Source organism: Nocardia concava NBRC 100430 (assembly GCF_000308815.1).
GTDB lineage: Bacteria > Actinomycetota > Actinomycetes > Mycobacteriales > Mycobacteriaceae > Nocardia > Nocardia concava.
Genome location: NZ_BAFX01000095.1, coordinates 16,332 through 29,386, shown reverse-complemented (window position 1 = coordinate 29,386; position 13,055 = coordinate 16,332). Strand labels below are relative to the sequence as shown.

Below are 13,055 nucleotides of genomic sequence, written 5' to 3'. Positions count from 1 at the left end.
TCCTACCGCGACGGAGAATGGGCCTATTCCTACATTAATTGGCATCAACTGACGGGATTCCGTCGAATTTCACGGAAAATGTAGCTACAGGCCCATTCTCGCCCGCAGATCGTTCCAACTCGCGGCGTCACGGTCTTCGCGTCCACAAATTCCAACCGGTCGCATTCCGCCGCCGAGCGATCATCTCCAGGTGTGGCACCAGCGCTTTGAAATACCGCTTCGCCTCACATCCTTTCCCGCATTCCCGATGTGTCTCCAGCCCGCGCCGAGCCACCTCGAGGTTCTGAACCGGATAATCCGGCACCTCATGGCTGATCGCTTGCGCCACAGGTCAACCCCTGACCCGTCGCCGCGCCGCACGATGCCGACCGGCCCGTACGCGATCCGCCTCTCCCGATTTCCTGATGTCTTCCCCAACGCAGAACGCCACCAGCGTCCCGCCAAATACAGTCATAAGCAACAAGATCCAAGCGTCCCAGGGCATTGCGACTCCCAGCTGTCCTATCGGATTGACTGGCTCAGATGTGACATCCAAACCAAAGATTTTTCTCCGAGCGCTCTGCAACAAGTAGACATCCAAATTCGTTGCCGGAGTAGCCTCCTGGGAACAATTTGCGAAATACAATAGATGTCCGCCGCGGTCATGTCCGCGGCGACCATTCCCTTGATAGCGAGGCTAAGAAATGACTGGATTGACGGTCTCTCGCATGGATTTCGGGAACTACATGCGCGGAGTGCGTGAACAAGCAAATCAGACACTGCTGGCCGCCGCAGCGGGCCTGGAGGTGTCGCGCCAAGTCATCATGCGTATGGAGGAGGGGAGCCCGACCAAGCTCACCCGGCCGCTGATCGGGCTGCTACTCGATCATTACGGCGCGTCGCGGGAGATCTGCGACGAGGCGTTGCGGCTGTGGTCCGAGATCGCCGATCAAGACAAAGTCGCCAAGGCGCAGGGCAATTCGAAGGGATTCTGGAAGGCGTACACCGACCAGGTAGCCCCGACGTTCCCTCGATTTCTGCGTCTAGAGGGCGCCGCGAACCGAGTTGTGGCGCATCAGCCGGTGATCGTGCCCGGTTTGCTGCAAACATCCGAATACCGGCGCGCGATCATCCGAATCGATGAACCAGGCATGTCAGCGGTGAATGTCGAGCGTTTGTTGGAACTTACGGCCCGTCGCCAGCTTCGCCTCTACGAGGAGGGTTTTCGTCTCGACGTGTTGGTCTCCGAGGCTGTGTTTCGCCACTGTCCGGCGGCTCCGGAGGTGATGGCGGCCCAGCTGCGCTGGATCGCCGAGATCGGCGAACGCGAGAACGTCAGCGTCCGCCTCATCCCGTTCGCAGTTGGACCGCACCGTGGCCTCACGATCCAACCCTTCACCCTCCTGGAGTTTCCCAAGGGCTCGAGTGGAATCTCCTTGCCGACAGTCGTTTTCGTTGAAGGGGCGATCGGAAGCCTCTACCACGAACGCGTAGAGGAAATCGGTCAATATCGGCAGGCGACCGAGGCCATGCAAGCGGTAGCGTTGACGGAAGCGGACACAAGGGACATGGTTCTCGCCCTGGCGAAGGAGTATGCGGCATGAGAAAACTCCCGCAAACCGGCAAGTGGTACAAGTCCAGCAGATCCGACGCTGCGAAGCAGTGCGTAGAGGTCTTCCTCGGCAACGGGGTTGTCGGAGTCCGCGATTCGAAGAACCGCGGCCCCGAACTGTGGTTCCCCGACGCGGCCTGGCGCTCCTTTATCGCCAGCGGCGTCTGGGAGCGCTAGCAGGCGTCTTCAGTCAGCTGCCGGTGGGAACCGGTGTGGCGGTGAGCATGTGGCGGAGCCATGGTTCGGCGTGGGTGGCGTCGACCGCGAGGTGGTCGGCTAGTTCGGCCTCGCTGAAGTTCAGGTTGGGGGACCAGCTCGGGATTGCGAGGACGTGCAGGCCTGCTGCGTGGGCGGAGCGGATACCGGCGGCTGAATCCTCCACGGCGACACAGTGTTGCGGGTCGATGCCGAGGAGGGTGGTGGCGTGGAGCCATGGGGCGGGGTCGGGTTTGGTGGCGGCTACGTCCTCGCGCGCTACCACTACTCGCATTGATCGGTGCAGGCCGAAATGTTCGAGGGTGGCGTGGACGAACCGGCGCGGGGATGCGGATACCACGCCGGTTATGGTCCGGCTCGCCGTGTCGAGCAGCGCTGAAATCCCGGGCAGTAGTTCGATGCCGCCGGATCGGACCTGCTCGACCATTGCCTCGACGCAGTCGGCGACGACCTGGTCGGGGGAGTCGATGCCGGAGACCCAGGCCAGATAGTGCGCCCAGTCGCCGTGTCCGTGTGTCCTGCGTCGGTCGGCGTCGGTCCAGGTGTGGCCGTGTCGGGCGGCGTAGTCGGACCAGCAGCGGTCCCACGGTTCCATGGTCGCGGCCAGGGTCCCGTCGAGGTCGAACAGGACCGCGCGGATGCGTCCGGTCACGCCGTCGCCGCGGCGGTGTGGGCGACCAGCTGTTCGATCGAAATCAGGGTCAGCCCATGGGTATCGGCGAAGTCGCGCAGTGCTTCGAGGCGCATCACCGATCCGTCGTCGTGGCAGACCTCGCTGATGACGGCGACCGGAGCCAATCCGGCCAGCCGCATCAATTCCACTCCGGCCTCGGTGTGGCCGCGTCGCGCCGCCAGCCCTTCCGGATGGGCGCGCAGCGGGAAGATATGGCCCGGCCGACACAAGTCCCCGGGCCCGGTGGCCGGGTTCGCCAGCGCCCGCACTGTCGTGGCCCGGTCGGCCGCGCTGATCCCGGAGACCACGCCCGCCACGGCATCGACGGTCACGGTGAAGGCGGTCTCCTTGCTGTCCTGCCCGGCGGTGGTCATCAGGGGCAGCTCGAGCAGGTCCGCGCGTTCGCCCGGCATGGGCGCGCACACCACGCCGCCGGTGTAGCGGATGAAGAATCCGAGCGCCTCGGGTGTGGCGAGTTCGGCGGCCATGATCAGGTCGCCCTCGTTCTCGCGATCCTCGTCGTCGACCACGATCACCGCTCGGCCCGAGGCGATCTCCCGTACCGCCGTATCCACCCGATCCAATAGGCTTGTCCGGTCCCGCGCGCTGGTTGAAACGGCCATGGTCACTGCTCTCCGTCCTGCCTCGGGGGATGGAATCACGCATGCAACCCAGCAGAGGCTAGACGAACCAAGATCGTTTTCCCCGGAGTGAAACGCGGCCTGACCACCATCCCCAACCCCTCGGAACCGCTGAGTGGCACACCAGCGCGGGGGAATCGGGCAAATCCCCTCGCTGGTGTGCCACTCAGCGATTGGTGGGGATGGTGGTCAGGCCGGGGCCGGTGAGATCGGACAGGCGGGCGGTGCGGCCGGTGATGAGGAGGAGCAGGGCGAGGATGGGGCCTTCGATGTCATTGCCCGTGCCGTAGGACCAGTCGATGTCGGTGGCGCGCAGGCGGATTCCGTCGAGGCGGTGCTTGTTCCAGACCGGCCGGCCGACCTCGACCGCGCGATCGGCGGCGGCTGCGGCTGCCTCGGGGGCGACGTCGATGGTGCGGCCCAACGGGATTGCGATGTCCTGGCCGTGGACCATGGTGTCGAAGAGGATATTGCGGTAGTTGGTCAGCGAGGGCAGCCGCCGCGACGCCGCATGGGCACGCAGCTGGGAAACCAGTTCCGCGGTGGGCTGATTCGCGTACGAGCGGGTGAGGATGTCGACGAAGCGGTTGTAGTCGCCGCGGGCGCGCAGGCCGGTGGCGAGCATGACGCGCGCGGACGGCGGCTGGGGAGTCAGCGCGATATGCGCGGCCACCTCGCGGACGCGCCAGCCCGCGCAGAGCGAGGGCGTTTCCCATTCCTCGGGGGAGAGGTCGGCCAGCAGGTCGGCGATGGCGCGCCGCTGCTGCTCGATGACCTTCCAACTGGTTTCGCGGTCCACGATGGCACCTCTAGTATTAGTCAGTGAGTCTGACCAAATATAGTCAGAGAATCTGACTAGTGCAAGGAGTGGGATGGGCGACGAGCTGAATGTGGGCTTGCTGATGTTCATTGCCCATCGGTCGATGGAACAGCGGATTTTCGCCGCGCTCGCGGAGGCGGGGTACGGGGATCTGACCGTCGCGCAGGGTCGGCTGGCGGGGAGGATCGGGCCGCAGGGCACGCGGCTCACCGAGTTGGCGGATCAGGCTCAGATAACGAAGCAGACCGCGGGATTCCTGGTCGATCAACTCGTCCGCGCGGGCTACGTCGAACGGGTCCCTGATCCCGCGGACGCCCGCGCTCGCCTGATCCGCCTCACCCCCCGCGGCCTCGAACTGGCGGAATTCTCCAACACGATCGCCGACCGCATTCAGGCCGAATGGGCCGCCCACCTCGGCCGCACCCGCATGCGCCAACTACAGGACATCATGTCCCGGCTCCGCGAAATCACCGACCCGTACGAGTGATCCGACAGCGACGAACTCGCGCCGAACAGCCCCGCAACGAATTCCGCTCAGCTGCCGGCGATGCGGGTCTGTGCACGGAGGCGTGCGGTCAATGCCGCGCAGGTTTCGAGGTCGAAGGCGGGGTCGCCGGCCAGGTGCAGCACGCCGATGGTGGCGTGGTCGGCCCACGAGCACACCGTGGAATGGTCGATGGCCCCGTTGATGATTCGATCGAGGAGCTGGCATTTCATCACGGCGTCATCGAGCCCGTCCGGATGCATTGTGGTGGCGGTACCGAGGAGCGCGCTCCCGGGTTTTTCCAGCGTGCCCCGCATCACCGAAGGAATCGCCCGGCCCGCGACCGCATCCAGGTCGCCAACGGTCCCCCAGAGTCCCACCAGCGTGAGGACGTGGTCGTAGGACGGGGACGGAGACAGATACTGTGCGTATAGACCGCCGGTCAGGTCCCCATCGAGATCCCTGTACGCGGATGGCAGGTCTGCGGCGATCAGGGGCTCGGATCTGTGGAGCGTGTAGCCGTCGAGCACGGATTGCGGTGCGATCAGGTGGTAGCGCTCATTCGCGGTGGTCGACTTGCGGGCCGACGATGTCGAAGTCGGCGTCGAGGACTGCCCATCGTGCTGTGACGTACAGCCCGTGGCAACGGCCCCCAGCAGAACCACGCCGCTGATCAATACCGAGAAAGAGTGGGCGCGACGCTTCTTCCAGACGATCATCGTCACGATCGACCGCCGCCTTCGGTCGGCAATTGCGTTGTACCACAACACAGTAGTTCACCGACTCGAATCGACGGTTCGTTTCCGGCGCTAAATCTCGAGTCGCGGGCTCCGGCCCAGTCCTGTGGACGATGCGGCGTCGGTCCGAGAGCGTTCGGCATGCCCGGCGAGGGTGGCGAACTGGCGGGTCTGCATCGTCCAGTGGATCGGTGGGTACAAGAAATAGCCGACGAACCAGGCCAGCCATCGAGGACCGCCCGCTTGATATCCGCTCACCACCAGGCGGGTGCGGTCGCCGGGCAGTTCGGTGAGCAGGAAACCCCACAACCCCTCGAAGTAGACGTGCGGCGGCGGGTCGGTGGTGAGCGAGGATCGGGCGCGCAGGTCGATGCGCCCGCGCAGTCCCAGGAAGCGCCCGGGGTCGAGGGCCGCCACCTCCCATGAATCCACCGGTCCCATTCACGGCCAGACCCGGTGCGGCGGTGCGTCGATGGTCACCGCCAAGGTCGCGGCTCGACTGCCACCGGCGATGAGCTCGGCCCCCGGAAACGGCCCCGCCACTTCGTCCTCGGTGGCCCCCCCAGCGAATCAGCCTCGGCCGCACGACGATCGCATAAATCCCGCCCGTCAGCCCCATCCCGGCGAGCAAGGCCCGTGAAAATCCCTGCATACAAACCAGCCTGACCCTTCTCCTCCACCCGGCCAAGAGCCCAAAGCCCCCGCCCTGCCGGGACCGTCCCCCGTGAGCGACTCGACAGTGTCATCCCCGCCCCGCCGCCCGCCGAGCGGCACATGCTGGAGGTGGAATCCGGGTGAACCGGACGAAAGCCCTCCGGAATGTGCCGCTCGGCGGGAGAGTGGGTGGGGTGGAAGGTGACACGGGCAAGACGGACATGGCTGGGGTGGGGGCGCGACGGGGGGATATCGCCGCGATGCTGTTGGATCGGGTTGGGGATGAGCGGCGCGGGCTGCGGACTCGGGAGCGGGACTGGAGTTGGGATGAGGTGGTGGGGGAGTCGGCGGTGCGGGCCGAACTGGCGCGAGAGTTGAGACGTGACGGGCCTTTTCATATCGGGGTGCTGCTGGACAACGTGCCTGATTTCATCTTCTGGCTGGGTGCGGCCGCATTGGCGGGGGCAACCGTGGTCGGGATCAATCCGACGCGGGGAAATGCGCAGTTGGAGGCCGATATTCGATACGTCGACTGCCAGCTGATCGTGACCGACGCGGCCGGGATGGCTCGGTTGGGTGGGCTGGATTTGGGGCTGGAGCCCGAACGGTTTCTGCTCGTGGATGATCCGGGCTACCTCGAGCGGGTCGAGAAGCATCGGGTGGAGCCGGTTGCGCACGCGGGGGCGGAAGCCTTGTTGTTGTTGCTGTTCACCTCTGGAACGACCGGGACATCGAAGGCGGTCAAGTGCAGTCAGCGTCGGCTGGCGGCGATCGCGTACGGGGCCAGCGACAAGTTCGGACATGTTCGAGAGGACGTCGATTACTGCTGCATGCCGCTGTTCCACGGCAATGCGATCATGGCGCTGTGGGCTCCCGCGCTGGCCAACGGTGCGACGGTGTGCCTGACCCCGAAGTTCTCCGCATCCGGATTCCTTTCGGACGTACGGTATTTCGGCGCGACCTTCTTTACCTACGTCGGCAAGGCGCTCGGCTACCTGTTGGCGACCCCGGAAGCTCCCGATGACGCCGACAACACCCTGGTGCGCGGTTTCGGCACCGAGGCGTCGGTGGCCGATCAGGCCGAGTTCCACCGCCGGTTCGGAGCGCGGCTGTTCGAGGGGTACGGCTCCAGTGAGGGCCCGGCACTGGCCGCCCTCGATCCGCAGGCTCCGCCGTCGGCGCTGGGTCGGCCCGCGCATCCGGGTGTGGCCGTGGTGAATCCGGAGACCCTCGCCGATTGCGCGCGAGCGGTGCTGGATGAATACGGTCGTGTATTGAATCCGGACGAGGCCGTCGGGGAGATGATCGACAAGGCGGGAGCGCTCGTCTTCGAGGGCTATTACAAAAACGATGTCGCCGATGCCGAGCGGTTGCGGAACGGCTGGTATTGGACCGGCGATCTGGGATATATCGACCAGTCGGGATTCTTGTATTTCGCGGGGCGCAAAGGCGATTGGCTGCGCGTCGACGGCGAGAACACCTCGACGCTGCTGATCGAGCAGGTGATTCGGCGGCACCCGGCGGTCATCGCCGCGGCGGTGTACGGCGTCCCCGATCCGCGCTCGGGTGATCAGGTGATGGCCGCCATCGAGGTGGCCGATCCCACCGCCTTCGACGTCGCCGATTTCGCCGAATTCCTCAGTGCCCAAGATGATCTCGGCAGTAAGGGCGCGCCCCGGCTGCTCCGAGTGTCGGGCAACCTCCCGGTGACCGGCTCGAACAAGGTGCTCAAACGCGAACTCCAGGAGCAACGCTGGCACACCGGCGAACCCCTCTACCGCTGGGCCGGTCGCGGCAAGCCCGAGTACGAGCCTTTCGCCGCCGCCGACAAAGAGGAACTGAAGGCGGAGTTTTCCACATTCAGCCGCCTGAACCTGTTCTAACCCTCGGTCTGTGACCTGCGCGAGCTTTCGTTAGCATGGCGTTATCGAAGGCTCTTGCAGGGAGGGTTGTTTTGTCTCGTACCGACAGTCATTTGTCCGATTCCGATACGCCGAGGGGGCTCTCGGACGGCGCGCCGTTGCACGTCGATCTCACCGAAACCGATCGCCGCATAATCGATCTGCTCATCGCCCCGTCGCGGGCCTGGTTCAGCCCGCGCTTCTACGGCATGGAGAACTTCCCGGAACAGGGCCCGGTCCTGCTCGTCGGCAATCACAGCCTCGCGGGCGGCACCGACGCCCCGCTGCTGGCCCACGAGATCCTGGTGCAGCACGACCGGCTGGTGCGGGGGCTCGCCGAGAACGTGCTCATCGATGTGCCGGGCCTGCGAGATGTGTTGCACCGCTGGGGAATCGTGCGCGGCAACCGCCGCAACTGCACCACGCTGCTGGAGAAGGGTGAGGCCGTCGCGGTGTTCCCGGGCGGCGGTCGCGAGGCCATGCGCGGCAAGGGGCAGAAGTACCAGCTGCTGTGGGAGGGCCGCACCGGCTTCGCCAAGATGGCGATCCAGACCGGCGCGCCCATCGTCCCGATCGCCATGGTCGGCGGCGACGACATCTACGACATCGTCTTCGACGGCGACCACCCGGTCATGCTGCCGCTGCGCAAGGCCGTCGAGGGTCTGGGACTGCGCTCGAACCTGACCCCGCCACTCATCCGCGGTCTCGGCCCGACCCTGATCCCCAAGCCGGAGCGCTTCTACTACGCCCTCGGTACCCCGATCGACACCACTCCCTGGCAAGACGCCGAGGATCTCGAGGCCGCCGCGACCGAGCTGCAGATTCTGGTGAAGAAGGCCCTCGAAGGTGAACTCGACTTCCTGCTGGCCGAGCGCGATCGTGATCGCGGTCGCAGCCTGCTGGGCCGCACCCTGGGCCGCTTCGGCCTCTGAGCATCTCCTCTGACTTCTCGGTAGGTTTACCGAAGTTCAGGCTCTCCGTTCCGCGACGTCAATGGCGACTGTCGCAGTTCGGACCACTTTCCGGCCCCGTGAAGTTAACCTCCGTTCGACTTTCGAGTACCGTATTGGGCACCGGCGATGGTGCCGATGTGGTCACTGTAGGAGGTTGGCGTGGAGCGCACCCTTTTCGAACCCGAACACGAGCTGTTCCGGGAGTCGTTCCGTAAGTTTCTCGATCAGCATGTGGCTGCGAACCATGAGCAGTGGGAGCACGACGGCATCGTCGATCGCTCGGTCTGGCTGGAGGCCGGCAAGCAGGGATTCCTCGGCATGGCGGTGCCGGAGCAGTACGGCGGCGGGGGCGTCAAGGATTTCCGCTACAACGCCATCGTGACCGAGGAGGTCACCAAGGGCATGTACTCGGGCCTGGGTTTCGGTCTGCACAATGACGTGATCGCGCCCTACCTGCTGGAATTGGCGAACGAGGAGCAGAAGCAGCGCTGGCTGCCGGGCTTCTGTTCGGGCGAGATCATCACCGCCATCGCCATGACCGAGCCCGGCACCGGCTCGGATCTGCAGGGCATCAAGACCCGCGCGGTCCGCGACGGCGACGACTGGATCCTCAACGGCGCCAAGACCTTCATCACCAATGGCATCAATGCCGACATCGTGATCGTGGTCGCCCAGACCGATCCGGCCAAGGGCGCCATGGGCTTCTCGCTGCTCGTGGTCGAGCGCGGCATGCCCGGTTTCGAGCGCGGCCGCAACCTCGACAAGATCGGCCTCAAGGCGCAGGACACCGCGGAGCTGTCGTTCACCGATGTTCGCGTCCCCGGCAAGAACCTGCTCGGCACCGAGGGACAGGGCTTCATCCACCTGATGCAGAACCTGCCGCAGGAGCGCCTGTCGATCGCGGTGATGGCCGCCGCCGCCATGGAGGCCTGCCTGGAGCTCACCTGCCAGTACGTGCGCGACCGCAAGGCCTTCGGCAAACCCATTGGCGCACAGCAGAACACCCGCTTCGTGCTGGCCGAGCTGGCCACCAAGACCACGGCGGTGCGGGTCTTCACCGACCGCTGCATCGAGCTGCTCAACCAGGAGAAGCTGACCGTCGAAGAGGCCGCCATGGCCAAGATGTGGTCCACCGAGGAACAGCTCGACCTGATCACCAAGTGCCTGCAGCTGCACGGCGGCTACGGCTACATGCGCGAGTACCCGATCGCCAAGGCGTACATGGACGCTCGCGTGCAGACCATCTACGGCGGCACCACCGAGATCATGAAGGAGATCATCGGGCGGAGCCTGAAGCTCTCCTGATCAGTTCTCCTGATCGAATCGACGGCGGCAGCCCTGCTAACCCCACCAGAACGCGGTGGCGATCATCGCGTACAGGGTGACCAGGGCTGCGCCCTCGAGCCAGTTGGAGTCGCCGTCGAGGACGACCACGATGGTCACCACCACTGCGAGCAGCAGCACCACCAATAGCAGCGGCGGCAGAACCAGCGTGAACGACGCTCCGACCAAGGGGGACAACAGAACCAGGGCCGGTGCGACCATCATGGCGATCTGGATGGGGCTCTGCAGGATCACCGACAGCGCGTGGTCGGGCTGGTTGCGGTAGGCCAGCTGGATGCCGACCACGTTCTCGACCGCATTGCCGGCGATGGCGACGATCACCAGACCGGCGAAGGCCTGCGAAATGTGCAGGGAATCCATGGCGGGGGTCAGGGCGGCGACGAACCAGTCCGAGACGAAGGCCGCCGCGACACCGGTGATCGCGAGCATGGCGCCCGCCAGCCACAGGGGCCATTCCACCTGCGGGCGCTCGGTGGCCTCGGGCTGCTCGGTGGTGTCGGGCTGCTCGGCGGTCTCCGCTGAATCGGTGGCGCCGGACGGCCCGCTCGGCACGGGGGCTTCCTGCCGTTTCAGCGCCGCGGGCAGCGACAGCGCGAACAGGCCGAGCAGCAGGATCGACACCACGATCGACAGTGCCCGCTCGTGCCCGGCGGCCGGGGTGTGCAGCAGCGCGGTGAGCGCCGGAACCACCAGGGCCGCAACGGAAAGCGTCAGCATGAGCGAGAGCCGCCGGGCCGAAGCGGTGTCGAAGCGCTGCACGCCGTGCCGCGCCCCGCCGGCGATGAAGGCCAGCCCCAGCACCAGCAGCACATTGGCCAGGATCGAACCGACGATGGTGGCGGTGGCCACCTCGTCCAGCCCGCTCTTGAGGGCGAACAGCACCACGAACAACTCCGGCAGATTCCCCAGCGCGCTCTGCACCACGCCGGTCGCCCCCGCGCCCAGCCGTTCCCCGAGCTGCTCGACACTGCGCCCGACCAGTGCCGCCAGCAGCGCCAGCGCGGCACCGGAAACGATGAACGGCACCACCGTGCCGCCGACATGCGCGTAGTTGGTCACCGCCGCCGCCACCGTCACCGCGCCGGCGAGTCCGATGATCCGCGCGTCCGAACCCGAGAACACCATGGGAACGATCATCCCCACTCGTACCGCTGAACGGACCGGTTCGGGCTCGCGACACGCGAATTCGCTCCAGGGGCGCACCGCTGGGGCCGGGAGTCGAGGCACCTGGACCGATGCTCAGGCCGACAGCCAGGGGATCTCCGACGCGGCGTAGCGGTAGGCGCGGAAGATGGCGTTCGAGACGCCCGGGAAGACCTGGGCGGTGTCGGGGTCCGGGTATTCGGTGAAGGACGGGACCACGTATTCCCAGCAGATGCGTTGGGCCGGAGTCACTTCGAAGATGCGGCCGAAGGCGGCCTCGGTGATGAGGGTGTTGCCGTTGGGGAGTCGCTGTGCGCCACCCATGTACGGGGTGAAGAACGCCTCTCGGGGCGAATCCTGGTATTTCCAGGCGATTTCACCGGTGGCCGCGTCGAGTTCCAGGACACGGCTGTAGGTCACCGATTCGCCGGTGCGGAAGGTGCCGTTGTCGAACAACAGGATTCGGCCGTCGCCCACCGGGGTGGCGTGGTGCTGTTGCGCGACGGTGGCGCGGTCGGCGAGCAGGGTGTACTTGCCGCTGCTCCGGTCGATGAGCAGGACCGCCGAGACGCTGCGCAGGCTGGCGATCACGGTGTTCTCGTCGAGCGGGTGCACGCTGTTGATCAGCGGCCAGTGCTCACGCCAGTAATGCGGCTGCAGCACAGCGTCTTCCGGATCGAGGTGTTCGGCGGCCCGCCATTCCCACAGCGCGGTGCCGTCGGCGGCCACCTCGCGGATCACATCGGCCCACACCACCCCGTCGGCCTCGGTCCCGGGCACCCCGCCCAGAATCCGGTCGGCCGCAGCACCTTCCAGCGGTTCGACGGCCGTGTAGAGGATCCGGCCGTCGTCATAATGGTGCGCGTCGTGATGCTGCAGATCATCGCGATACTCGTGGACCAGCGTCCCGTCCGGGGCGTACTTGCCCATGGATCCGCCACTGTATTTGCGCCACATGGGAAACAGCACCCCCGCGCCCAGCGTGGTCCCGTTGTAGGCGAGCGACCCGTCCGGCAGCAACCGGGCATGCCGCCCCGGCCGATACGGCAGCTCCCAGCGATGCACCCGCTCGCCGTCCAGATCGACCAGATCGACGATGCCGTTCCCGGCGAGCGGCGCGTACAGCGTGTACCCCGCGAACGCCTGCTCCCGATCGACTCCGATCAGCCCGACACCGCGCCGCTTCAGCGTGTTCTGCTCCACAAACCCTCCTGAATATTCAACTCCACTGAATATTCAGTAAGCTGGCGCTGTGGAGAATGGTTCCGATCGCCTCGAGGCAAACCCTGGCTGGCAGCGGCTGGGTCAGGTCGTGCACGCGCGCCGCCTGGAGGTGGGGCTGACACTGGCTCAACTGGCCGAGCAGGCGGCGCTGTCGCAGTCGTTCCTGAGTCAATTCGAGAACGGGCGCAGCAATACGAGTCTGCGTTCGCTGCAACGGATCGCCGATGCCCTCGGCACGACCGCCGTCGATTTCCTGGCCGCCGCCGACACCGCCCCGCGCGCCCCCGTGGTCCGCGCCACCGAGGACACCCGCCTGCCCCAATCGGATCCGGGCGACGGCTCGGTGCGCTCCCTGGTCCACGGCACCCGCGATCTGCGCGCCCTCGAATTCACCGGCGGCACCACCCGCGGCGACCGCGAATTCACCCACGCCAACGACGAATTGATGCATGTGGTCCGCGGCTCGATCACCGTCATCGCGGGCGGCGAGGAGTTCACCCTGGCCGCCGGGGACACCTACTACTGCGCCGCGGGCGTACCGCACCGCTGGTGGGCGCATTCCGACGACACCCACACGCTGGTCTTCACCGTCCCCGACACCCTCACCGTCCGCCGCCGCCCGCATCGAGCCCGTTGATCCGTCGACAATCCCGCACCGATCCCCGCCCGTCATC

General features: G+C 66.1%; 14 protein-coding genes. 7 read left to right on the top strand and 7 right to left on the bottom strand.

Annotated features, from left to right (window positions below; all coding sequences use genetic code 11):
- The first annotated feature begins 683 nt into the window (after positions 1 to 683).
- Positions 684 to 1,583, top strand: coding sequence for a helix-turn-helix domain-containing protein (locus ON43_RS21765; protein ID WP_167333450.1), 900 nt, complete (start codon positions 684 to 686; stop codon positions 1,581 to 1,583).
- The gene (locus ON43_RS21760; protein ID WP_040810277.1) at positions 1,580 to 1,768 is read left to right on the top strand and encodes a DUF397 domain-containing protein; all 189 of its coding nucleotides are present in this window, start codon (positions 1,580 to 1,582) and stop codon (positions 1,766 to 1,768) included. Before ON43_RS21765 ends, ON43_RS21760 begins: the two co-directional genes overlap by 4 nt.
- A 13-nt stretch (positions 1,769 to 1,781) precedes the next feature.
- Here ON43_RS21760 and ON43_RS21755 read toward each other — a convergent pair whose 3' ends face one another.
- The 3 genes from ON43_RS21755 to ON43_RS21745 form a co-directional block, all read right to left on the bottom strand.
- A complete protein-coding gene (locus tag ON43_RS21755; protein WP_051178890.1) occupies positions 1,782 to 2,459 on the bottom strand; it encodes an HAD family hydrolase in 678 nt (225 codons plus the stop codon).
- A complete protein-coding gene (gene ribB, locus ON43_RS21750; protein WP_051178889.1) occupies positions 2,456 to 3,055 on the bottom strand; it encodes a 3,4-dihydroxy-2-butanone-4-phosphate synthase in 600 nt (199 codons plus the stop codon). The genes ON43_RS21755 and ribB overlap by 4 nt, the downstream gene beginning before the upstream one ends.
- A 232-nt stretch (positions 3,056 to 3,287) precedes the next feature.
- Positions 3,288 to 3,920, bottom strand: coding sequence for a maleylpyruvate isomerase family mycothiol-dependent enzyme (locus ON43_RS21745; RefSeq protein ID WP_040810275.1), 633 nt, complete (start codon positions 3,918 to 3,920; stop codon positions 3,288 to 3,290).
- 73 nt (positions 3,921 to 3,993) lie between these two features.
- On the opposite strand from ON43_RS21745, the gene ON43_RS21740 reads away from it, so the two are divergent.
- The gene (locus tag ON43_RS21740; RefSeq protein ID WP_040810272.1) at positions 3,994 to 4,428 is read left to right on the top strand and encodes a MarR family winged helix-turn-helix transcriptional regulator; all 435 of its coding nucleotides are present in this window, start codon (positions 3,994 to 3,996) and stop codon (positions 4,426 to 4,428) included.
- Positions 4,429 to 4,475: 47 nt separating this feature from the next.
- Here the strand turns inward: ON43_RS21740 and ON43_RS21735 are convergent, their stop codons facing one another.
- Both ON43_RS21735 and ON43_RS21730 read right to left on the bottom strand, forming a co-directional pair.
- The gene (locus ON43_RS21735) at positions 4,476 to 5,150 is read right to left on the bottom strand and encodes a hypothetical protein (RefSeq protein WP_157514136.1); all 675 of its coding nucleotides are present in this window, start codon (positions 5,148 to 5,150) and stop codon (positions 4,476 to 4,478) included.
- Positions 5,151 to 5,234: 84 nt separating this feature from the next.
- Positions 5,235 to 5,594, bottom strand: a complete 360-nt coding sequence (locus tag ON43_RS21730; RefSeq protein ID WP_174416480.1) for a hypothetical protein — start codon at positions 5,592 to 5,594, stop codon at positions 5,235 to 5,237.
- Between the two features lie 443 nt (positions 5,595 to 6,037).
- Here ON43_RS21730 and casI point away from each other — a divergent pair, with 443 nt between their 5' ends.
- The 3 genes from casI (at position 6,038) to ON43_RS21715 (ending at position 9,975) form a co-directional block, all read left to right on the top strand.
- A complete protein-coding gene (casI, locus tag ON43_RS21725) occupies positions 6,038 to 7,699 on the top strand; it encodes a steroid-22-oyl-CoA synthetase (RefSeq protein WP_040810484.1) in 1,662 nt (553 codons plus the stop codon).
- 92 nt (positions 7,700 to 7,791) lie between these two features.
- The gene (locus tag ON43_RS21720; protein ID WP_051178886.1) at positions 7,792 to 8,649 is read left to right on the top strand and encodes a lysophospholipid acyltransferase family protein; all 858 of its coding nucleotides are present in this window, start codon (positions 7,792 to 7,794) and stop codon (positions 8,647 to 8,649) included.
- A gap of 180 nt (positions 8,650 to 8,829) precedes the next feature.
- Positions 8,830 to 9,975: an acyl-CoA dehydrogenase family protein gene (locus ON43_RS21715; protein ID WP_040810267.1), complete on the top strand. Its 1,146-nt coding sequence runs from the start codon at positions 8,830 to 8,832 to the stop codon at positions 9,973 to 9,975.
- 36 nt (positions 9,976 to 10,011) lie between these two features.
- Here the strand turns inward: ON43_RS21715 and cax are convergent, their stop codons facing one another.
- Complete coding sequence (gene cax / locus ON43_RS21710) at positions 10,012 to 11,151, bottom strand: calcium/proton exchanger (RefSeq protein ID WP_051178884.1); 1,140 nt, start codon at positions 11,149 to 11,151, stop codon at positions 10,012 to 10,014.
- A 102-nt stretch (positions 11,152 to 11,253) separates the two neighbouring features.
- Complete coding sequence (locus ON43_RS21705; RefSeq protein ID WP_040810264.1) at positions 11,254 to 12,360, bottom strand: arylsulfotransferase family protein; 1,107 nt, start codon at positions 12,358 to 12,360, stop codon at positions 11,254 to 11,256.
- 49 nt (positions 12,361 to 12,409) lie between these two features.
- Here ON43_RS21705 and ON43_RS21700 point away from each other — a divergent pair, with 49 nt between their 5' ends.
- Entirely contained in the window at positions 12,410 to 13,018 is a 609-nt protein-coding gene (locus ON43_RS21700; RefSeq protein ID WP_051178882.1) for a helix-turn-helix domain-containing protein, read from the top strand.
- The last annotated feature ends 37 nt before the right edge of the window (positions 13,019 to 13,055 follow it).